A 20,643-nucleotide genomic window follows, 5' to 3' on the forward strand; every position below is an offset into this window, starting at 1 on the left:
ACAGGCGGCAGAGTGTGCCGAGAAGAAACGTTTCTTCCCGGTGCGGGCAAGGCGTCGGGTCAGTGCTGCAGCCCCGTCGGCGCCGCCAGCGGCACCTCCGCCAGGCGGTTGCGCGAGCGGCCCATCATCTCCTCGCGCTCGTCCTCGGTCAGCCCTCCCCAGACGCCGTAGGGCTCCCGGACCGCCAGCGCGTGCGCGGCGCACTCGGTGCGTACCGGGCAGCGCATGCAGACCTCCTTGGCGCTCGCCTCGCGCGAGCTGCGGGCGGCACCGCGTTCGCCCTCCGGGTGGAAGAAGAGCGAGCTGTCCACGCCGCGGCAGGCCGCGGAGAGCTGCCAGTCCCATAGGTCCGCGTTGGGGCCGGGGAGGCGGGAGAAATCTGCCATGGCTCATTCCCTTCAGAGGCTCGTCGACCGCGGGCCGACCGCCGGCGGGCTGTGCGGTACGGCGAGGCTTCGATGCGCTGGTGTGGACACCTGGAAATATGACTTACGGCAACTCCATGGACAAGTCACCCACAGAGTGGCACAACAGTCAATGACCATACAAAAGCTATAAAACCGGGCAAAGTGGGCATGGGATTCGGCGGGTGCGGGCATGGCAATCGGGTGGCCGACGGGCGCGCGGCACCCCGCACCGGTGTGCGGGTGGTGCGCCGACCGCGCGCGAGCTGCACAAAAGTGCGGCGTGTGCACCGCGATGCGGCTGATCGGTAACGGGTTGGCCACGTACAGTGGTGGAGATGGCCCTGAAGGCCGTAACTCATTCGAGTGACGGTCGTTGGAAGTGCGGAGGCGGTTAGCGGGCGCCGGAGGTCGGGAACGATCGCGGGGAAGTTCAGGCGATCGGCACCGGGTCCGTCGCCAATCGGCCGTGTCGGAGAGATTCGTACCAGCCAGGAGGCTCAACGTGACGCGGATCAGCTGCGGAGGACGACGGTCATGACTTCCGTTCTCGTTTGCGACGATTCCCCGCTCGCCCGCGAGGCGCTTCGCCGCGCGGTCGCGACCGTACCCGGCGTCGACCGGGTCACCACCGCGACGAACGGGGAGGAGGTCCTCCGCCGCTGGGTGGCCGACCGCTCCGATCTCGTTCTGATGGACGTCCGGATGCCCGGCCTCGGCGGGGTCGAGACGGTGCGGCGGCTGCTGTCCGCCGACCCGGGCGCCCGCATCATCATGCTCACCGTCGCCGAGGACCTCGACGGCGTCGCCCTCGCGGTGGCCGCCGGTGCCCGCGGCTACCTGCACAAGGACGCCTCGCGCGCCGAGCTGCGGGCCACCGTCACCCAGGCGCTCGCCGACCCGACCTGGCGGCTCGCCCCGCGGCGGCTGCGCAGCCCTGACATGGGCGCGGCGCCCACGCTGACGGCGCGTGAGATCCAGGTGCTGGAGGGCATGAGCCACGGCCGCAGCAACGCCGAGATCGGCCGCGAGCTCTTCCTCTCGGAGGACACCGTCAAGACCCACGCCCGGCGGCTGTTCAAGAAGCTCGGCGCCTCGGACCGTGCGCACGCGGTGGCCCTGGGCTTCCGCTGGGGCCTGGTCCGCTGACCGCCGGCGGCCCCGCCGGTCGCGGCGGGCTGCTCAAGGTTCCTCCGCCGGGGCGTGTGACGTTACGGTCCCGAGGTTGCACCATGGAGTAGTGGAGCACCTCGGGGACCAGCGGACAGGCGCTGCGGCGAACCACACAGCCGCAGGACACTCGGCGGACGGCGCGGCGGACGGGACCACCGGAGGCTGCGGGGCGGGAGACGGCGCGGTGCAGGAGGGGCCGGTGGTGCGCGGCGGTCACGGGCCGGGCGGCCTACCGCATAACGTTCCGGTGCACAACTCCGGACGCGGTGCCGCGTTTTCCCGTTCGACCAGGCACCATGGACCGATGCGTGACGACGTTGCCGGTGCGGCCGGCGAGGCGGACCCGGTGGAGGCGGTCGAGCCCTCCGGCCCGGGTCGCGATCCGTCGTGCGCGGATCAGGACGGCCCCGGCGGACCCGCCGGCGACGCGCCGGGCGACGGCTCCGCCGGGCGCGCGGGCACCGGGAGCGGGATCGGGCGGGCGCCGGTGCTCGGCGCCGGCGGCTCCTCCCCGCTGGTCGGCGAGCTGGTCGCGGCCGCCGTCCGCGGCGAGGGCCCGGCGATCGACGCGCTGCTCGCCTATGTCCACCCGCTGGCGCTGCGCTACTGCCGCGGCCGCCTGGTCCGGCTGCCCGGCGGTGCCCGGCACCACGTGGACGACATCGCGCAGGAGGTCTGCGTCGCGGTGCTGTGCGCGCTGCCCCGGTACAAGGACCAGGGGCGCCCGTTCGAGGCCTTCGTCTACGGCATCGCCGCCCACAAGATCGCCGACCTGCAGCGCGCCGCGATGCGCGGCCCCGGGTCGACGGTGATCCCGCCGGACGACCTGCCGGAGGTGCCGGACGAGGCGCTCGGCCCGGAGGAGCGCGCACTGCTGAGCAGTGACGCCGCCTGGGCCAAGGAGCTGCTCTCCAACCTGCCGGCCCGTCAGCGCGAGCTGGTGCTGCTGCGGGTGGCCGCAGGGCTCTCCGCGGAGGAGACCGGCGAGGTGCTCGGGATGTCGCCCGGGGCCGTCCGGGTCGCCCAGCACCGCGCGCTCAGTCGGCTGCGGGCGCTCGCGGAGGAGTCCTCCTGACGCGGTGGAGCGGTTCGCCGGCTCCGGGTGCCGGACGGCGGTGCTCCCTGTTCCTTGCTCCGGCCGGGTCGGCCCGAGTTCCTTGCTCCGGCCGGGTTCGGCTGCGAACGGAATGGCCCACGGGTGCCGGGTGTTGTCAAGGGCACACGAGGACACATTCCCGGTGCCAGTACCATGGGGTATCGGCGCCTGGGCGGGTCGCCAAAGTTCCGTGGGTGCGAGCGGGGATTCCCTGGAGGTTCCTCCAAAGGCACCGAGCTTTCGGCGGCCTGAGCGAGTGAGCGACGACAGTGCCCCCACCCTCAGGGCGCGAGCGGATTAGGCCGGCCACGGAAGGTACCCCCGAAATGTCTTACAACGCCGCAGGCGTACCCGAGAAGTTCGCGATGCTCGGGCTGACGTACGACGACGTGCTGCTGCTGCCCGGGGCCTCCGAGGTGCTGCCGAACCAGGTCGACACCTCCTCGCGGGTCTCCCGGAACGTGCGCGTCAACATCCCGCTGCTCTCCGCGGCCATGGACAAGGTCACCGAGTCCCGGATGGCGATCGCCATGGCCCGCCAGGGCGGCGTCGGCGTGCTGCACCGGAACCTCTCCGTCGAGGACCAGGTCAACCAGGTCGACCTGGTGAAGCGTTCCGAGTCCGGCATGGTCACCGACCCGATCACGGTCGGCCCGGAGACCACCCTGGCCGAGGCCGACGCGCTCTGCGCCAAGTTCCGGATCAGCGGTGTGCCGATCGCGGACGAGGCCGGCAAGCTGCTCGGCATCGTCACCAACCGCGACATGGCCTTCGAGTCGGACCGCAGCCGCCAGGTCCGCGAGATCATGACCCCGATGCCGCTGATCACCGGCAAGGTCGGCATCTCCGGCGAGGACGCCATGGCGCTGCTCCGCCGCCACAAGATCGAGAAGCTGCCGCTGGTCGACGACGAGGGCCGGATCAAGGGCCTCATCACCGTCAAGGACTTCGTCAAGGCCGAGAAGTACCCGAACGCCGCCAAGGACGCCGAGGGCCGGCTGCTGGTCGGTGCCGCGGTGGGCGCGAGCGCCGAGGCGTTCGACCGGGCCCAGGCCCTGGTCGGAGCGGGCGTGGACTTCCTGGTCGTGGACACCTCGCACGGCCACAGCCACAACGCGCTGGCCTGGATCGCCAAGATCAAGTCGGCCGTCGGCGTCGACGTGGTCGGCGGCAACGTGGCCACCCGGGACGGTGCCCAGGCGCTGATCGACGCCGGCGTGGACGGCGTCAAGGTCGGTGTCGGCCCCGGCTCCATCTGCACCACGCGCGTGGTCGCCGGCATCGGCGTCCCGCAGGTCACCGCGATCTACGAGGCCGCGGTGGCGTGCCAGGCGGCCGGCGTCCCGGTCATCGGCGACGGCGGCCTGCAGTACTCCGGCGACATCGGCAAGGCGCTGGCCGCCGGTGCCGACACCGTGATGCTGGGCTCGCTGCTGGCCGGCTGCGAGGAGTCCCCGGGCGAGCTGCTGTTCATCAACGGCAAGCAGTTCAAGTCCTACCGCGGCATGGGCTCACTGGGCGCCATGCAGTCCCGCGGGCAGGGCCGCTCGTACTCCAAGGACCGCTACTTCCAGGCCGAGGTGGCCTCGGACGACAAGCTCGTCCCCGAGGGCATCGAGGGTCAGGTGCCCTACCGCGGCCCGCTGGCCGCCGTGCTGCACCAGCTGGTCGGCGGCCTGCGCCAGACCATGGGCTACGTGGGCGCGGCCACCGTCGCCGAGATGGAGAGCAAGGGCCGGTTCGTCCGGATCACCTCGGCGGGCCTCAAGGAGAGCCACCCGCACGACATCCAGATGACGGTCGAGGCGCCGAACTACACCAGCCGCGGCTGATCGCGCGCACCGCACGCATCCGAGGGGCCCGTCACCACCTAGTGGCGGGCCCCTCGCGCGTGCGGTGCGCGCCTGTGGACGCGAGAGCGCGACCCGCAACCAGTGCGGGATACTGGGGGCGGCCGGGGTGACCCGGCGGGCATGAGCAACAAACCAGAAGGGCTCGAAGTGACTGAGATCGAGATCGGGCGAGGCAAGCGCGGCCGCCGGGCGTACTCCTTCGACGACATCGCCGTCGTCCCCAGCCGCCGTACGCGTGACCCGAAGGAGGTCTCGATCGCCTGGCAGATCGACGCCTACCGCTTCGAGCTGCCGTTCCTGGCCGCCCCGATGGACAGCGTGGTCTCCCCGCAGCAGGCCATCGCGATCGGACGCCTCGGCGGCCTGGGCGTGCTCAACCTGGAAGGTCTCTGGACCCGCTACGAGGACCCGCAGCCGCTCCTGGACGAGATCGCCTCGATCCCGGACGAGGCCGCCGCCACCCGCCGCCTGCAGGAGATCTACTCCGCCCCGATCCAGGCCGAGCTGATCAAGCAGCGGATCCAGGAGGTCCGCGACTCCGGCGTGGTCACCGCCGCCGCACTCTCGCCGCAGCGCACCGCCGAGTTCTCCAAGGCCGTCGTGGACGCCGGCGTCGACGTCTTCGTCATCCGCGGTACCACGGTCTCGGCCGAGCACGTCTCCAGCGGCGCCGAGCCGCTCAACCTGAAGCAGTTCATCTACGAGCTGGACGTCCCGGTCATCGTCGGCGGCTGCGCCACCTACACCGCCGCGCTGCACCTGATGCGCACCGGCGCGGCCGGCGTGCTGGTCGGCTTCGGCGGCGGCGCCGCCCACACCACCCGCAACGTCCTCGGCATCCAGGTGCCGATGGCCACCGCCGTCGCCGACGTGGCGGCCGCGCGCCGCGACTACATGGACGAGTCCGGCGGCCGCTACGTGCACGTGATCGCGGACGGCGGCGTCGGCTACAGCGGCGACATCCCCAAGGCCGTCGCCTGCGGCGCCGACGCGGTGATGATCGGTGCGGCGCTGGCCCGCGCCACCGACGCGCCCGGCAAGGGCTTCCACTGGGGCATGGAGGCCGTGCACGATGAGCTGCCGCGCGGCAAGCGGGTGGACCTCGGCACCGTCGGCAGCACCGAGGAGATCCTCACCGGCCCGTCGCACACCCCCGACGGCACCATGAACCTGTTCGGCGCACTGCGCCGCGCGATGGCCACCACGGGCTACACGGAGCTCAAGGAGTTCCAGCGCGTCGAGGTGACGGTCAACCCGGCGCTCAACCACCGCTGAGCCCGACGACTGCAGCAGGGCCCCCGCCGGATCGCGATCCGGCGGGGGCCCTGCCGTCAGTCGGGGTTGGCCGTGCGGCGGGTGAGCAGGAAACCGCCGATCAGGGCGATCCCGTAGAAGGCGAGGTCCAGCGGGTGGCGCTCGGCCCGCCAGGTCGTCAGCGCGCCGTGCAGCAGCTCGCCGTACGGGGTTCCGGCCAGGTCGTGCAGGCGCAGCGTCTGGCCGAGCAACTGGCCGAGGAGGAGCGAACCGGCCGCCAGCAGGGCGCCGAGCGGGGGCAGCAGGCGGTTGCGGCCGCCGAGCCGGCCGAGCGGCCAGGCGACGGCGGCGGCCAGGGCGATGGCCAGCCAGCCGATGGTGCTCTCGACCCGGGCCGGGGCGGTGCCGTACGCGGCCGCGCCGGCCAGCATCGCGGTGACGGCGGCCGCGACCGCCGCCCCGGTCCGGCGGGGGCGTGCCCGCTCGGCGGCGGGTTCGGGCCGGTAGTCGGCCGCCGGGGTGCCGGGCATGCCGGGGGCGACGTAACCCTCGGGGGCGGCCTGCGCCGGTGCCACCGAGTAGTGCTCGGCCGTCCGCGGCCGTCCCGACTGGCCGTCAGCGCCTTCTGCGGGTGCGGTCATGGGCGTCGAATCCCCCCGGAAAGACTGTGAGCTGCCGAACGGTAGCAGCGGCCCGGCGTGCTCGAACAGCGTTTTCGATCACAGATCGGGCACGGAGCGCCGGTTCGCGCCGGGTACGGAGCCAGGGTGGCCGGGGGGCGGGTGGTCGCGACCCCGCGGGACAGGGGATGATGGAGGCTTGGCGTTCGGGCCCGGCGTCGGGCCGATGCGTCGTCACGACCGGCCAGCACCACATGGGGGAACGTTCCGAATGACCCAGGCGCAGGGTTCCACCGGCCGGCTCCTGGCCGGCCGATACCGGCTGAACGCCGTGCTCGGGCGCGGCGGCATGGGCACCGTCTGGCGCGCCGAGGACGAGATGCTCGGTCGGATCGTCGCGGTCAAGGAACTGCGGATGAACGGCAGCGTCGAGGAGGACGAGAAGCACCGGCTGATCGTCCGTACGCTGCGGGAGGCCAAGGCGACGGCCCGGATCCGGCACAACTCGGCGGTCACCGTCTTCGACGTGGTCGAGGAGGACGACCGGCCCTGGATCGTGATGGAGCTGGTCGAGTCCCGCTCGCTGGCCGACGTGATCAAGGAGGACGGCCCGCTGGAGCCCGCCCGGGCGGCCGAGATCGCGCTGGACGTGCTGGGCGTGCTCGTCGCGGCACACGCGCTGGGCATCCTGCACCGCGACGTGAAGCCGTCCAACGTGCTGATCGGCGAGGACGGCCGGGTGGTGCTCACCGACTTCGGCATCGCCAGCGTGGAGGGGGACGCTTCGGTGACCTCCACCGGCATGCTGGTCGGGGCCCCCTCGTACATATCCCCGGAACGGGCCCGCGGGCAGAAGCCCGGCCCGCCGGCCGACCTCTGGTCGCTGGGCGGAACGCTGTACGCGATGGTCGAGGGGCGGCCGCCGTACGACCGGGGCTCGGCGCTGGCCACCCTGACGGCGGTGATGACCGAGGAGCTCAGCACGCCGCTGAACGCCGGGCCGCTGCGGCCGGTGATCGAGGGCCTGCTGGCCAAGGACCCGGCCGAGCGGCTGGACGCCTCTCAGACCCGGTCGATGCTCAAGCGGGTGGTCGCCGAGGCCGTCGCACGGGCGGAGTCGACCACCGAGCACGCGATGCCGGTGAAGGCGGCCGGCACCGGCGCAGCCACCGACGTCGAGAAGCCGGCGGGTGCGCCCGAGAGCCCGGCGAAGCCGACGAAGCCGGCCGGGAAGCCGCCGGTCGGCGGGCTGCTCGGCACCGTCCGGGTCGGCAGCCGGGCCAAGGACGAGAAGCAGCCGGCGGCCGGGGCCGCCGACGGCGGTGCGGCGGCCGTGGAACCGCGTGGCGCCGGTGAGGCCGCCGAGCGCGCCGCCACGCCGCCGACCGAGCCGATCCGGCCGGTGACCAGCGAGTGGACCCTGGGCGCGACCCAGGCGGCCGGCGCCGACCCGCGCACCGGCCGGCGGCGGCTGGCCGTGGCCACCGCGGTCGTCGTGCTGCTGCTGATCGCCGGCGTGGTCGCGGTGGTGCAGGCCTTCGGCGGTTCCGACCAGCGGTCGCCCAAGGGCACCGGCCACAGCTCCGCGGCGGCGGCCACCACCGGCGCGAGCGCCACCGGCACCTCGCCGGCGGAGCAGGAGTCCTCGGCGCCGGCGGCGAGCACCCCGGGCGCGAGCACGCCCGCGGGGGCCACCCCGCCGGCCGCGCCCACCGGTGCGGCGCCCCCGGCGCCCCCCGCGCAGACCGCGGCCGCGCCCGGCGGTGCCACCCCGGCCGCCACGGCCCCCGGCACCGCGGCCGGCAGCCCGGCGGCCCCGTCCTCCGCGGCGGCGCCGACCCCGGCCGGCCCGGCGGTGCCCGCCGGGTTCCGTGAGTACAAGGACCCCTCCGGCTTCTCGGTGGCGCTGCCCGACTGGTTGCAGCCCGCCGGATCCGACTCCAACCGGCGCATCTTCAAGGGTGCCAACGGCAGCCAGCTGCGGATCGAGTGGACCAACACGCCCGGCCCCAGCGCCGTCGCCGACTGGCAGGAGTCGGAGCCCTCGGTGCGCGGCCAGGTGAGCAACTACCAGCGGCTGAACCTGACGGCGATCACCTACCGGCAGTGGACCAACGCGGCGGACTGGGAGTGGACCAACGGCACGCCCAAGATGCACTCGCTCAACCGGGGCTTCGTCACCGGCACGCCCGCCAAGTACGGCTACTCGATCTACTGGATCGTGCCGGACGCGGACTGGGGTGCGCAGGCGAGCGTCCGGGACGTCGTGTTCAGCACCTTCCAGCCCGCGCCCTAGCGCCGGGTGGTCAGCCGATCAGGCGCTGCTTGGCGCGGCTGAACTCCTCGTCGGTGAGCGCCCCGGAGGTGTGTAGGGCGGCGAGGCGTTCCAACTGGTCCAGCAGGTCGGCGCCGGACGAGGGCACCGCGGCCGGGGCGGCGGCCGGGGAGGTCTGCTTCGCCTCCCGGGCCAGCCGGGCGGCGGTGCGGACCTGGTCGGCGAAGACCTCGGCCTTGACCACGTCCTCGAAGCGGTGCGAGCCGGTGAGCGCGACCACCAGCAGCACCTCGCCGTTGATCCGGCTCTTCGTCACGGTCGCGTCGGTGACCGCGGAAAGCGGAACCGGGACGGGCGGTTTGCCGTCCTTGAGGAAGAGCAGCCGGTGGGTCGTGAGGACCAGCACCCCCTTGCGGAAGTGGTCGGGATGGCGCCCGGCCGTCGACGCGACCGGCTTCTCGTCGGGCACGACGCTCGCCTCGACGGTTCGCAGAGCCTCGGCCCGCGTGCTACTGCTGCTGTTGCCGGCCACGTCGAAGGCCGTGTCGATCAGATCGGTCCAGTCCATGGGATCGAGCCTAATGCGGCGGCGCCAACTAGGCTGGGGCGCGAGCGAGAGGAACACGCATGCGAGCGGGCCCGGGTCGGACACTGGCAGGGCGCTACCGGCTGACGGACCGTCCGGAGGCGCTGCGTGCGTACGCGGTGGACGAGCGGACGGGCGGTACCGTCCGGCTGCGCGGCCTGGAGCTGCCGCCCGTGCTGACAGGCGGCCACGAACCCGACGAACCGATGCCCGAGCAGGGCGAGCGGCTGGTGCGGAAGGTGGCGGCCGCCGGGTCGGCGGCGCCGGCGCACCCCCGACTGCTGCAGGGGGCCGGGGCGTTCGTCGACGGCGACGTGCTCTGGACGGTCGAGGAGTCGCCGGTCGGCGTCGCGCTCGCCGACTTGGTGGCGGACGGTCCGCTCCCGCCCTACCGGGTGGCCGAGGTGACGGCCGATCTGGCGGGCGCGCTGCGGGCGCTGCACGAGGCCGGGCTCGTGCACGGCAATCTGACCGTCGATTCGGTGCTGGTCTGCGAGGACGGCGCGGCGATGCTCGGCGGGTTGCTGCCCGGGGTGGCCGAGGAGGCGTTGGCCGAGGAGCTGGGCGGACCGGCCGGTCGCCGCCGCTACGACGTGCGGGCCGCCCTGGTCGGGCCGGTCGCCGAGCGGTGGCCGCTGGACGGCGGCGCGGCCGGCGACTGCTGGGCGCTCGGCGTGCTGCTGCAAAGGCTGGTGACCGGCCGGTCGCCGTTCCCCGAGCCGGATGTACCGGAGCTGGTGACGGCGGTGCGGGACGGCCGGCGGGAGCCCGCGGCGGCGTGCGGGCCGCTGGCGCCGCTGGCGGAGCGGCTGCTGCAGCCGGACCCGGGGCGGCGGCCGAGCGCGGCGGCCGTACGCCGGGAGCTGGCGGCGCTGCTGGTGGGCGTGCCCGAGCCGGTCGACGGCGAGCGGCCGGCCCGGGCGCTCGCGGTGCGACCGGAGGGCCCGCTGGTGCCGCTGGACCCGCGTCGGCGCGGGCGGGGCGGTGCGGACCGGGGGGTGGCGGCGGCCGACGCCGGGCCGGAGCCGCGGCCGCCGCGGATTCCGCCGGCGCTGCTGGGCCCCGTCCTGGTCGGCGGGGTCCTCCTGCTGCTGGTGTTAGGCGTGGCCGCCGTGGTGATGTTCGCAGGCTGACGGTGCCCGCCGGGCGGCCGTGGCCGGTTCGGGCGCCGGGGGAGATTACCGGGGCGGGGACGGGCCGCCTAATCTGTGCGTGGGATTTGTTCGAACTGTGGTCTGCACCAGGCCCTCCGTCGCGGTGACGGCAGGTGGATGAGGGGGAGCGGTCGCCGATGGGCGTGCAGGACCGGCCGGACGCGGCCGAGGTGGAGCGGCTGCTGGCCGGGCGGTACGAGCTGGGGGACCGTCTGGGCCGCGGCGGGATGGGCACGGTCTGGCGGGCCTGGGACCGGATGCTGGACCGCGAGGTCGCGGTCAAGGAGCTCACCGTCAGCCACCTCCCCGAGGAGGAGCTCCAGATCCTGCACGCCCGGATGAAGCGGGAGGCCAGCGCGGCCGCCCGGATCAAGCACCCCGGCGTGATCACCGTCCACGACGTGCTGGAGCAGGACGGCCGACCGTGGATCGTGATGGAGCTGGTCGACGGCCGCTCGCTGGCCGATGTGATCAGCCAGGACGGGACCCTGCAGCCGCGCGCCGTCGCCGAGGTCGGCAGCCAGGTGCTGGCGGCCCTGCACCGGGGTCACCAGCTGGGCGTGCTGCACCGGGACGTGAAGCCGGCCAACGTCCTGCTGGAGCGCGGCACCGGGCGGGTGGTGCTGCTGGACTTCGGCATCGCGACCTACGAGGGCTCGACCGAGCTGACGCGGCCGGGTGACCTGGTCGGCTCGCCGGACTACCTGGCGCCGGAGCGGGCCCAGGGCGAGCGGCCGGGCCCGGCCTCGGACCTCTGGGGCCTCGGCGCGACGCTGTACGCGGCGGTGGAGGGCGAGTCGCCGTTCCGCCGGACCTCGCCGCTGACCACGCTCGCCGCCGTCGTCGGCGACCCGCTGCCGGAGCCGCGCCGGGCCGGCGCGCTGGGCCCGGTCCTGGCGGCGCTGATGGCCAAGGACCCGGCCGACCGGCCGACCGCCGACGAGGCGGCCCGGATGCTGGCCGACGTGAAGGCCGGGCACACCATGGGCTTCAAGCCGGTCGCGTCGGTGAAGACGCCGACCCAGTCGGTGCCGGTGGCGGACCGGACCGAGGGGCCGGAGCAGCCGGCGGCCGCCGAGTCGGAGCCGCCGACCGCGGCGCGCCCGGCGGTGCCGGCCCCCGGGGCCGACACGGGGTCGGTGCCCGAGGTCGACGGTGGAGCCGGTGCGGGCCCCGCCGTGCTCGGGACCGCCGGGGTGGTGGGGGCGCCTCCCGAGGCGGCTGCGGCGTACACCTCACCGACCGCGCCGGTGGCGCACCCCGTCGCGCCCGCGCGCGGTCCGGCCAAGCGCCGCAACGTGCTTCGGCTGGCCGCGGCCGCGCTGGCGGTGGCCGTCCTGGCCGCCGGGGCGACCTTCCTGGCCACCCGGCACTCCGGGCCACCGGCCGTGGACCCGTTGCCGACCGCCTCGGACGAGCCGCAGCCCTCCGGCACCGCCGACCCGCCGCCCACCGGATTCCGGTGGGCGGACGATCCGGCCGGCTTCCGCTTCCCGCTGCCGGTGGCCAAGCCGGCCTGGCAGCGGAGCACGGACACCGCCAACCAGATCTTCTACAGCCCGGACAACAAGTCCCACTACCTGCAGTTCGCCGTCACCGTCGGCCAGTCCGTCAAGCCGCTGGAGCACATGCGGCAGATGGAGACGACCGTCTCCAAGCTGAAGGACTACCGTCAGCACAGGCTGACCGGCGTCGCGGTCAACGGGCACGACGCGGCGGTCTGGGAGTTCAGCTACGCGGCCAAGGAGGGCGGCCGCCGCCGGGCGATCGAGGCGGAGTTCATCGACGACGACGGCACCAGCTACGCGATCTACTCGTCCAGCCCGGAACACGGCACCGAGTGGGACGAGGCCGAGCAGCGCTTCAACACGGTGCTGCACTACTTCACGCCGACCCGTTGACGACCGGCGACCGCATGCGCCCGATCGGGGCAGATACTTGTTACCGACGGGTACCGAACGGGCCGTCGACCGCCTAGGCTGCGCCGTATGACGGACCTCACAGCAGATGCCCCGGCCATCGCGCAGCCCGGCGCCGGTGCCGCGGACCGCAACCCCGCCGCCCCCGGTGGCGGCCGCACCGTCGCCGCAGCCGTCCCGCCGTCGCTGGTGACCCGCCTCACCGCCGGCATCACCGCGGCCGGCGAGCCGGCCCTGGTGGAGACCGTCGCCCCGCTGACCGGCGAGCTCCTGGCCGGCCTGCCGCAGTCCACCCCGGCCGACGTCGAGGTCGCCTTCCAGCTGGCCCGCCGCGCCCAGCCGGCCTGGGGCGCGCTGCCCGTGCGCCGCCGGGCCGCCGTCCTGCTGCGCTTCCACGACCTGCTGCTCAAGCGGCAGGACGAGGTGCTGGACCTGATCCAGGCCGAGACCGGCAAGGCCCGGCTGCACGCCTTCGAGGAGGTGCTGGCCGTCGCCATGGCCGCCCGCCACTACGGCCGCGCCGCGCACTCCTACCTGCGGGACAAGCGGCACGGCGGCGCGCTGCCGGTACTCACCCAGGCGATCGAGGCCCGTCGGCCGAAGGGCGTGATCGGGCACATCTCGCCGTGGAACTACCCGCTGGAGCTCTCCATCGGCGACGCGCTGCCCGCCTTCGCGGCCGGCAACGCCGTGGTCAACAAGCCGGACACGCAGACCGCGCTGACCGCCCTCTGGGCCCGTGAGCTGCTGGTCGAGGCCGGGCTTCCGGCCGACCTCTGGCAGGTCGTGATCGGCGACGGCCCGGTGATCGGCCCGGCCGTGGTCGAGCACGCCGACTACGTCTCCTTCACCGGCTCCACCCGTACCGGCCGTGAGGTGGCCCAGCGCGCCGCCGCCCGGCTGGTCGGCGCCTCGCTCGAACTCGGCGGCAAGAACGCCATGCTGGTGCTGGCCGACGCCGACCTCGACCGGGCCGCCGAGGGCGCCGTCCGCGCCTGCTTCTCCTCGGCCGGCCAGCTCTGCATCTCGATCGAGCGGCTGCTGGTGCACCGCTCGGTGGCGGACGAGTTCCTGGCGAGGTTCGCCGCGCGCACCCGCGCGCTGCGCCTCGGCGGCGGCCTCGCCTACGGCGCGGACATGGGTTCCCTCGTCTCGGTCCGGCAACTGGACGCCACCGTCCGGCACGTGGAGGACGCGGTCAAGGCCGGTGCCACCGTGGTGGCCGGCGGTCGGGCCCGGCCGGACCTCGGCCCGTTCTTCCACGAGCCGACCATCCTGGACGGCGTCACCGCGGAGATGGCGGTCTGCGCCGAGGAGACCTTCGGCCCGGTGGTCTCGGTCTACCGCTTCGACACCGAGGACGAGGCGGTCACCGCGGCCAACTCCACCCCGTACGGCCTCAACTCCAGCGTCTGGACCAAGGACCTGCGGCGCGGCCGGCAGCTGGCGGCCCGTCTGCGCACCGGCACGGTCAACGTCAACGAGGGCTACGCGGCGGCGTACGGCTCGGTCTCGTCGCCGATGGGCGGAATGGGCGACTCCGGGCTCGGCCGGCGGCACGGCGCCGAGGGCATCCTGCGGTACACCGAGGCGCAGACCGTCGCGAGCCAGCGGCTGGTGCCGATCGCGCCCGCCTTCGGCCTGGACGACCGGCAGTTCGCCGCGGTGCTCACCGGCGGGCTGCGGGTGCTGAAGGCGCTGCGGTTCAAGTAGGCCGGTCCGGGCCGGTCCCGTCCGGGCCGGTCCCGTCCGGGCCGGTGCACGGCCGTCCCGAGCCGGGGCGCGCCCGTTCCGCGTTTCGTCGTCGCGTTTCGTTTCCCGAAGGAGCAAGGCACATGGTGGGGTCCCGCGATGAGGCGGAGTTCGACTACGACGTGGTCGTGGTCGGCTCCGGCTTCGGTGGTTCGGTCTCCGCGCTGCGGTTGACCGAGAAGGGCTACCGGGTCGCCGTCCTGGAGGCCGGCCGGCGCTTCGAGCGCGACGAGCTGCCCCGGAACTCCTGGGACCTCGCGAAGTACCTGTGGGCGCCGAAGCTCGGCCTCTACGGCATCCAGCGGATCCACCTGCTGGCCAACGTGCTGATCCTGGCCGGCGCCGGGGTCGGCGGCGGCTCGCTGAACTACGCCAACACCCTGTACGTGCCGCCGAAGGCCTTCTTCGAGGACCGCCAGTGGCGGCACATCACCGACTGGCAGGAGGAGCTGGCGCCGTTCTACGACCAGGCGCAGCGGATGCTGGGCGTCCGGCTCAACCCGACGGTCACCCCGTCCGACGTCCACCTGAAGGCGGCCGCCGAGAAGATGGGCGTCGGCGACACCTTCCACATGGCGCCGGTCGGGGTGTTCTTCGGCGACGGCAAGGATGCCGACGGCCGGGCCGAGGCGGCCCCCGGCGACGAGATCGCGGACCCGTACTTCGGCGGTGCCGGCCCCGCCCGGAAGGCCTGCGTGGAGTGCGGCGAGTGCATGACCGGCTGCCGGCACGGCGCCAAGAACATGCTCACCGAGAACTACCTCCACCTGGCCGAGCGCGGCGGCGCCGAGATCCACCCGCTCACCACGGTGGCCCGGATCCGCGAGCACCGCGGCGCCCGCGGGACCGAGGGCTTCGCCGTGGACGTGCGCCGCACCGACGCCCGCTCGACCACCGACCGGGTCAAGGCGGGCGCGCGCACCATCACCGCCGCCCGGGTGGTGGTCGCGGCCGGCACGTACGGCACCCAGTCGCTGCTGCACCGGATGCGCGACGCCGGCCACCTGCCGGGGCTGTCGGCCCGGCTCGGCGAGCTGACCCGGACCAACTCGGAGGCGCTGGTCGGAGCCCAGACCACCGACCGGCGGTACGGCAGCCGGGCGGACTTCACCAAGGGCGTCGCGATCACCTCCTCGATCCACCCGAACGAGAACACCCACATCGAGCCGGTGCGCTACGGCAAGGGGTCCAACGCGATGGGCGCGCTCTCGATCGCGCAGGTCAGGGGTGCCGGGAAGGGACCGCGCTGGCTGCGCTACCTGGGCAACTCGGTCCGGCACCCGGTCACCTTCGCCCGCTCGATGAACCAGCGCCGCTGGTCGGAGCGGACGATCATCGGCCTGGTGATGCAGTCGCTGGACAACTCGATCACCGTCTCGCTCAAGAAGAGCGGCCTCGGAAAGGGCCAGCTGACCTCCACCCAGGGCCACGGCGCGCCGAACCCGACCTGGATCCCGGCCGCCGAGCAGGGCGCCCAGGCGCTGGCCGGGGAGATCAACGGCTTCGCGGGCAGCACCGTCGGGGAGATCTTCGACATCCCGATGACCGCGCACTTCCTCGGCGGCTGCCCGATCGGCGACTCCGCCGAGACCGGCGTGGTCGACCCGTACCACCGCCTCTACGGCCACCCGGGCATCAGCGTGGTGGACGGGGCGGCCGTCTCCGCCAACCTCGGGGTCAACCCCTCGCTGACGATCACCGCCCAGGCCGAGCGCGCCATGTCGATGTGGCCCAACAAGGGCGAGCAGGACCCCCGCCCGGCCCCGGGCGACGCCTACCGGCGGGTCGAACCGGTCGTGCCGGTGCGCCCGGCGGTGCCGGCGGACGCCTTCGGTGCGCTGCGGCTGCCGCTGCTGGCCGTCCCGAAGGTGCCGAAGAAGGCCGAGCCGGCTGACTCCTGATCCTGCGTCAGGACGGGGCGGCGGCGCGCCGGCGCCGGTTGACATCCCTCCGGGCGCGGTGGGATAAACGGGCTCCCTGGGGGGACCAGGGGCTCGTTCGACCGGGGGGAACGCGGTTCATGGCCATCTGCGCAGCGTGCGGTGCGGCTTCGGCGGAGGGGGCGCTCGGCTGCGCCTCGTGCGGACGGCCGCTCGCGCCGTCCCTGCCGCCGCCCGCCCCACCCGCGGCCCCGGCGGTGCCGCCGCCCCCGGTCGCGGCGCCGGCTGCGGTGCCGGCCGCTCCACCGGCCCCGCCGGTACAGCCCGCCGCGCCGCCGGCTCCGTCGGTTCAGCCCGCCGCGCCCGGGTACCCGCCGCCCGCCGTGCCGCTCGCGGTTCCCCCTGCCGTGGGCAGCTGGGGCGCGGGCCTGCCGTACGACCCGGCCGCGGCGCAGCCGGCCGCCCTGCGCTGGCTCACCGGCGAGGACTGGCGTCCGGCGCTGCGTGCGCTGATCGCGCCGACCGTGGTGCTCCTGCTCGCCGCCCTGATCGCCGCGATCCCGGACGACTACGGGTATTCGTTCTACTTCGAGGCGCCCGGGTTCGACGACCGCTTCGGCTCCGCGCTGGCCATGGCCCTGGCCGCGCTCGGCGCGCCGTTCCGGCTGGGCGTCGACCTCGGCACGCTGCGTGGCGCCGGCGCCAGTGAGACCACGGTGCGGCTGGTGCCGATGACGGTCACCGCGGCCTGGCTGTTCGCACTCTGGCTGGGCCTGCGCGCGGGTGCGCGCGCCCGGCAGGCCCGGACCGGTGAGCAGCAGACCCGGAGGCAGGCGGTCGGCGAGGCGCTGCGGACCGCGCTGGTCGCGGGCGGCGTGACGCTGCTGCTGGGCCTCGTCGCCGGTGCCGAGTGGCACCCCGGCGGGTCGCGCGGTGGCGACCGCCCCGGCGACTTCGACTACGGCAGTTTGTTCGGCCGGGCCACGTACACCACGGACGCCGGCTGGCTGCAGGCGGCCGGCTGGACCGCCCTGCTCGCCGGGCTGCTCGCCCTCGCCGTACACGGCACCGACGCGCTGCGCTGGGCGGCCTGGCGCAACCGGGCGGTGCGCGGCTGGGCGGTGGCCGGCCTCAGCGCGGGCCGGGCGCTGGCGTTCACGGTCGGCCTGTCCGCGCTCACCGCCTTCGTGCTGATCGCTGTCCAGGGCGAGGGCTGGCAGACCGGCGTCTCCGTGGCCTTCCTGCCGAACGCCGGCCTGCTGCTGCTCGGCATCGGCTCGGGCGCGACCCTCCGGGGCGGCAGCGACGACGGGCGCGGCGGGTCCACCGGGCCATGGGAGGCCGGCGGCCGCGCGGACGACGCCGACTTCTCCTTCTTCGACCTGCACGGGGAGAGCGCCGACTGGCGGTGGACCGGCCTGCTCGCGCTGGTCGCCGCGGCCTACCTGGGCTGGACGGCGTACCGGCGGCAGCTCGACGCGGCCGACCGGCTCCGGCTCGCTGCGGTCCACGCGGTGGGGCTGACGCTGCTGATGACGGTGGCCGGGGCACTGGTCAGCTCCGGCGCCACGTCGACGTACTCCGGTCGCAGTCGGGACCTCAGCCAGGAGTACTCGGCCGGCCTGGTGTTCGGCACGGTGCTGGCGGCCAATGCGATCTGGGCGGCGGTCGGTGCGCTCGCGCTGCCGCCGCTGCTGACGGCGGTCCGCGGCGGCGCACCCGATGGCGCGGTCGCCGCGGTACCCCGGCAGGGCGGCCCGCTGGACGCCGCCGGCCTTGCGCCCGGGGCCGCGCCCGACTCCGCGCCCGCGCCCGCGGCGGAGCCGTTCGCGCCGGGCCTGGGGGTGAGCGAGGTGATCGGCTCCCACAGCGACCCGATCCCGCCCGCCGACCCCCCGGCGGACCCGAGCGTCTGGCGCAAGCACCTCTAGCGGGTCGACCGGGCGCACGCCGCGCACCGGGCCGCGGGGCCGTCCCGCGCCCGGCGCACAGGACGTGGCGCACGACCGGTGCGCAGCACGGGCCGGCAGGGCGGACGGGCCGGCAGGGCGGACCGGGCGAGGGGGCGCGGACAGGGCAAAGGGCCCCGCGGGGGAACGGGGCCCTTTGTCGTTCAGCACACGGCGTCAGGGCTGCGCCGGTGCTGGGGTGACGGCGCCGGGGGAGGAGCGCCGTCGGGTCGGTCGGCTTCGGGTCGCACCGTCGCGATCCGGCGCGGGTGGGCCGGTCGCGCGGGGCGCGCACGCTCGCGGTACGGGGCCGGCGTGCAGGTCTGCAGCGGACCTTCGCTCACGGAGCGTGAGGTGATAATCGTTGCCACCGCGGGTCTCGGCGGCACCGGGACGGTACTCCGCAGTAGGCCTTCGGCCATCGGGAGAACCTCTTCCACGCAGCATCGTGCTGGACGAAGGGCTTGCTCTGCAACCGATTCGGCATGATTCGGCACAGTCCATTTTCGGCCCGGCCGTTCCGGTCCGGCCCGGCCGGGGCCGCGTGGAGGCACTCTGTGACACCCGGGCAGGGTGGGTTGGATGATCACGGTGCGTAGTGGTGGCGCCGGAGCGCACGAGGACGCGCGTAGCGGCGCGGGGCGGTGAACGGTGTGCGCCCGGGGCGGGCCGGGGTGCGGCGGCCGGCCTCCGGGCGTCCCCGGGCGCCGACCGCCCCACCTCCTTGGTCCAGTCGCGGCCGGGGTCGCTGTCCCCTGCTGGCCGGCCGCTGCACCCGCGCACGGTCCCACGGCGCCCCCGCTCCCGGCGGGCCGGGACGGCGGTGGCACCACGTGCGCCGGTGGACTGGGATGAGCTCCACGCGTGGTCCTGCAAGTCCGTGCGGCGGTGCCCCGGCCGGGGCGGAGGCGGCGCGCCTGGCGGGCGCGGCGCGGTGGCACGGTCGTCTGAAGCAACGAACCGGCGGCCCGCGCGGTCACGGTCTCTTGGACGGGCAGACGAGTGAAACCGGCCAGCCCGGTAGACTCGGGGTGAGACCCCCGCCCGTCGCCGCCGCCCCAGCCGGGGGCGCCAAGCGTGCGACACGCTAGATACCGCTGCCGGAAGGCCGTCCGTGTCCTCTGCTATTCCCGACCAGAACGCACCCGAGACCGACACCGTCCTGGTCGTCGACTTCGGTGCCCAGTACGCCCAGCTCATCGCCCGACGGGTGCGTGAGGCCCGGGTCTACAGCGAGATCGTGCCGAGCAGCATGCCGGTCGCCGAGATGCTCGCCAAGAACCCGAAGGCGATCATCCTCTCCGGCGGCCCGTCCTCGGTGTACGAGGAGGGCGCGCCGCGGCTCGACCGCGCGCTCTTCGAGGCCGGCGTCCCGGTCTTCGGCATGTGCTACGGCTTCCAGCTGATGGCCATCACCCTCGGCGGCACCGTCGACAACACCGGCGCCCGGGAGTACGGCCGTACCCCGCTGGCCGTCTCCCGCGCCGGCTCCACCCTGTTCGAGGGCGTCCCGGCGCAGCACTCGGTGTGGATGTCGCACGGCGACGCCTGCTCCGCCGCCCCGGAGGGCTTCACCGTCACCGCCTCCACCGACCTGGTGCCGGTCGCGGCCTTCGAGAACGACGAGGCGCGTCTCTACGGCGTCCAGTACCACCCCGAGGTGCTGCACTCCGACCACGGCCAGCAGATCCTGGAGCACTTCCTCTACCGCGGCGCCGGCATCGCGCCGACCTGGACCACCGGCAACGTGGTCGACGAGCAGGTCGCGCTGATCCGCGCCCAGGTCGGCGACAAGCGCGCCATCTGCGGCCTCTCCGGCGGCGTGGACTCGGCGGTCGCGGCCGCCCTGGTCAACAAGGCCATCGGGGACAAGCTCACCTGCGTCTACGTCGACCACGGCCTGATGCGCAAGGGCGAGACCGAGCAGGTCGAGAAGGACTTCGTCGCGGCCACCGGCGTCCAGCTGAAGGTCGTCGACGCGCAGGAGCGCTTCCTGGACGCGCTGAAGGGCGTCAGCGACCCGGAGGAGAAGCGCAAGATCATCGGCCGGGAGTTCATCCGGGTCTTCGAGCAGGCGCAGGCCGAGATCGTGGCCGAGGCCGGCGAGCACGGCGAGTCGGTCGAGTTCCTGGTCCAGGGCACCCTGTACCCGGACGTGGTGGAGTCCGGCGGCGGTACCGGCACCGCCAACATCAAGTCCCACCACAACGTCGGCGGCCTGCCCGAGGACCTGCAGTTCCAGCTGGTCGAGCCGCTGCGCAAGCTGTTCAAGGACGAGGTCCGGATGGTCGGCCAGGAGCTCGGCCTGCCGGAGGAGATCGTCCAGCGCCAGCCGTTCCCGGGCCCGGGTCTGGGCATCCGGATCGTCGGCGAGGTCACCAGGGAGCGCCTGGACCTGCTCCGCGAGGCCGACGCGATCGCCCGCGAGGAGCTGACCGCCGCCGGTCTGGACCGCGAGATCTGGCAGTGCCCGGTCGTCCTTCTGGCGGACGTCCGCAGTGTCGGCGTCCAGGGCGACGGCCGCACCTACGGCCACCCGATCGTGCTGCGCCCGGTCTCCTCCGAGGACGCCATGACGGCCGACTGGTCGCGCCTGCCCTACGAGGTGCTCGCGAAGATCTCCACCCGGATCACCAACGAGGTCCGTGACGTGAACCGCGTCGTGCTGGACTGCACCAGCAAGCCGCCGGGCACCATCGAGTGGGAGTGATCACTCCCGACCGGTTCT

14 protein-coding genes are annotated in these 20,643 nt (G+C 74.3%); 11 read left to right on the plus strand and 3 right to left on the minus strand.

Annotated elements, in window-relative coordinates:
* Positions 1 to 59: 59 nt before the first annotated feature.
* Positions 60 to 386 carry a WhiB family transcriptional regulator gene (locus ACF9IK_RS21760; RefSeq protein ID WP_395295811.1) on the minus strand — a complete coding sequence of 109 codons (327 nt, stop codon included), beginning with the start codon at positions 384 to 386 and terminating at the stop codon, positions 60 to 62.
* Between the two features lie 555 nt (positions 387 to 941).
* On the opposite strand from ACF9IK_RS21760, the gene ACF9IK_RS21765 reads away from it, so the two are divergent.
* The 4 genes from ACF9IK_RS21765 to ACF9IK_RS21780 all read left to right on the plus strand — a co-directional run bounded on the left by ACF9IK_RS21765 (position 942) and on the right by ACF9IK_RS21780 (position 5,801).
* Positions 942 to 1,553 carry a response regulator transcription factor gene (locus tag ACF9IK_RS21765; RefSeq protein WP_014136228.1) on the plus strand — a complete coding sequence of 204 codons (612 nt, stop codon included), beginning with the start codon at positions 942 to 944 and terminating at the stop codon, positions 1,551 to 1,553.
* A gap of 538 nt (positions 1,554 to 2,091) precedes the next feature.
* Entirely contained in the window at positions 2,092 to 2,652 is a 561-nt protein-coding gene (shbA, locus tag ACF9IK_RS21770; protein ID WP_395298643.1) for an RNA polymerase sigma factor ShbA, read from the plus strand.
* Between the two features lie 347 nt (positions 2,653 to 2,999).
* The gene (guaB, locus tag ACF9IK_RS21775; protein ID WP_395295812.1) at positions 3,000 to 4,505 is read left to right on the plus strand and encodes an IMP dehydrogenase; all 1,506 of its coding nucleotides are present in this window, start codon (positions 3,000 to 3,002) and stop codon (positions 4,503 to 4,505) included.
* Positions 4,506 to 4,673: 168 nt separating this feature from the next.
* On the plus strand, positions 4,674 to 5,801 hold the full coding sequence (locus ACF9IK_RS21780) for a GuaB3 family IMP dehydrogenase-related protein (RefSeq protein ID WP_395295813.1): 1,128 nt from the start codon (positions 4,674 to 4,676) through the stop codon (positions 5,799 to 5,801).
* A 56-nt stretch (positions 5,802 to 5,857) separates the two neighbouring features.
* Here the strand turns inward: ACF9IK_RS21780 and ACF9IK_RS21785 are convergent, their stop codons facing one another.
* Positions 5,858 to 6,421: a hypothetical protein gene (locus tag ACF9IK_RS21785; protein ID WP_395295814.1), complete on the minus strand. Its 564-nt coding sequence runs from the start codon at positions 6,419 to 6,421 to the stop codon at positions 5,858 to 5,860.
* 250 nt (positions 6,422 to 6,671) lie between these two features.
* Here ACF9IK_RS21785 and ACF9IK_RS21790 point away from each other — a divergent pair, with 250 nt between their 5' ends.
* Positions 6,672 to 8,696 carry a serine/threonine-protein kinase gene (locus ACF9IK_RS21790; protein WP_395295815.1) on the plus strand — a complete coding sequence of 675 codons (2,025 nt, stop codon included), beginning with the start codon at positions 6,672 to 6,674 and terminating at the stop codon, positions 8,694 to 8,696.
* A 10-nt stretch (positions 8,697 to 8,706) separates the two neighbouring features.
* On the opposite strand, the gene ACF9IK_RS21795 is transcribed toward ACF9IK_RS21790, so the two are convergent.
* Positions 8,707 to 9,243: an SHOCT domain-containing protein gene (locus ACF9IK_RS21795; RefSeq protein WP_395295816.1), complete on the minus strand. Its 537-nt coding sequence runs from the start codon at positions 9,241 to 9,243 to the stop codon at positions 8,707 to 8,709.
* A gap of 59 nt (positions 9,244 to 9,302) precedes the next feature.
* On the opposite strand from ACF9IK_RS21795, the gene ACF9IK_RS21800 reads away from it, so the two are divergent.
* The 6 genes from ACF9IK_RS21800 to guaA all read left to right on the plus strand — a co-directional run bounded on the left by ACF9IK_RS21800 (position 9,303) and on the right by guaA (position 20,625).
* Positions 9,303 to 10,394 carry a protein kinase domain-containing protein gene (locus tag ACF9IK_RS21800; RefSeq protein ID WP_395295817.1) on the plus strand — a complete coding sequence of 364 codons (1,092 nt, stop codon included), beginning with the start codon at positions 9,303 to 9,305 and terminating at the stop codon, positions 10,392 to 10,394.
* A gap of 158 nt (positions 10,395 to 10,552) precedes the next feature.
* Entirely contained in the window at positions 10,553 to 12,316 is a 1,764-nt protein-coding gene (locus ACF9IK_RS21805) for a protein kinase domain-containing protein (protein ID WP_395295818.1), read from the plus strand.
* Positions 12,317 to 12,403: 87 nt separating this feature from the next.
* Positions 12,404 to 14,047: a succinic semialdehyde dehydrogenase gene (locus ACF9IK_RS21810; RefSeq protein WP_395295819.1), complete on the plus strand. Its 1,644-nt coding sequence runs from the start codon at positions 12,404 to 12,406 to the stop codon at positions 14,045 to 14,047.
* A 122-nt stretch (positions 14,048 to 14,169) separates the two neighbouring features.
* On the plus strand, positions 14,170 to 15,987 hold the full coding sequence (locus tag ACF9IK_RS21815) for a GMC oxidoreductase (protein WP_395295820.1): 1,818 nt from the start codon (positions 14,170 to 14,172) through the stop codon (positions 15,985 to 15,987).
* Positions 15,988 to 16,373: 386 nt separating this feature from the next.
* Positions 16,374 to 17,897 carry a hypothetical protein gene (locus tag ACF9IK_RS21820; protein WP_395295821.1) on the plus strand — a complete coding sequence of 508 codons (1,524 nt, stop codon included), beginning with the start codon at positions 16,374 to 16,376 and terminating at the stop codon, positions 17,895 to 17,897.
* Between the two features lie 1,132 nt (positions 17,898 to 19,029).
* Positions 19,030 to 20,625 carry a glutamine-hydrolyzing GMP synthase gene (guaA, locus tag ACF9IK_RS21825; RefSeq protein ID WP_395295822.1) on the plus strand — a complete coding sequence of 532 codons (1,596 nt, stop codon included), beginning with the start codon at positions 19,030 to 19,032 and terminating at the stop codon, positions 20,623 to 20,625.
* Positions 20,626 to 20,643 lie beyond the last annotated feature (18 nt).

Origin of the sequence: Kitasatospora hibisci, from assembly GCF_043950205.1 — a bacterium.
GTDB classification, from domain to species: Bacteria; Actinomycetota; Actinomycetes; order Streptomycetales; family Streptomycetaceae; genus Kitasatospora; species Kitasatospora hibisci.

Excerpts from the sequence above, each read along its gene's own strand:
- ACF9IK_RS21760 (WP_395295811.1), bottom strand. The coding sequence starts at position 386 with ATGGCAGATTTCTCCCGCCTCCCCGGCCCCAACGCGGACCTATGGGAC.
- ACF9IK_RS21815 (WP_395295820.1), top strand. The coding sequence starts at position 14,170 with ATGGTGGGGTCCCGCGATGAGGCGGAGTTCGACTACGACGTGGTCGTG.
- ACF9IK_RS21810 (WP_395295819.1), top strand. The coding sequence starts at position 12,404 with ATGACGGACCTCACAGCAGATGCCCCGGCCATCGCGCAGCCCGGCGCC.
- ACF9IK_RS21790 (WP_395295815.1), top strand. The coding sequence starts at position 6,672 with ATGACCCAGGCGCAGGGTTCCACCGGCCGGCTCCTGGCCGGCCGATAC.
- ACF9IK_RS21785 (WP_395295814.1), bottom strand. The coding sequence starts at position 6,421 with ATGACCGCACCCGCAGAAGGCGCTGACGGCCAGTCGGGACGGCCGCGG.
- ACF9IK_RS21765 (WP_014136228.1), top strand. The coding sequence starts at position 942 with ATGACTTCCGTTCTCGTTTGCGACGATTCCCCGCTCGCCCGCGAGGCG.
- guaB (WP_395295812.1), top strand. The coding sequence starts at position 3,000 with ATGTCTTACAACGCCGCAGGCGTACCCGAGAAGTTCGCGATGCTCGGG.
- ACF9IK_RS21800 (WP_395295817.1), top strand. The coding sequence starts at position 9,303 with ATGCGAGCGGGCCCGGGTCGGACACTGGCAGGGCGCTACCGGCTGACG.
- ACF9IK_RS21795 (WP_395295816.1), bottom strand. The coding sequence starts at position 9,243 with ATGGACTGGACCGATCTGATCGACACGGCCTTCGACGTGGCCGGCAAC.
- ACF9IK_RS21805 (WP_395295818.1), top strand. The coding sequence starts at position 10,553 with ATGGGCGTGCAGGACCGGCCGGACGCGGCCGAGGTGGAGCGGCTGCTG.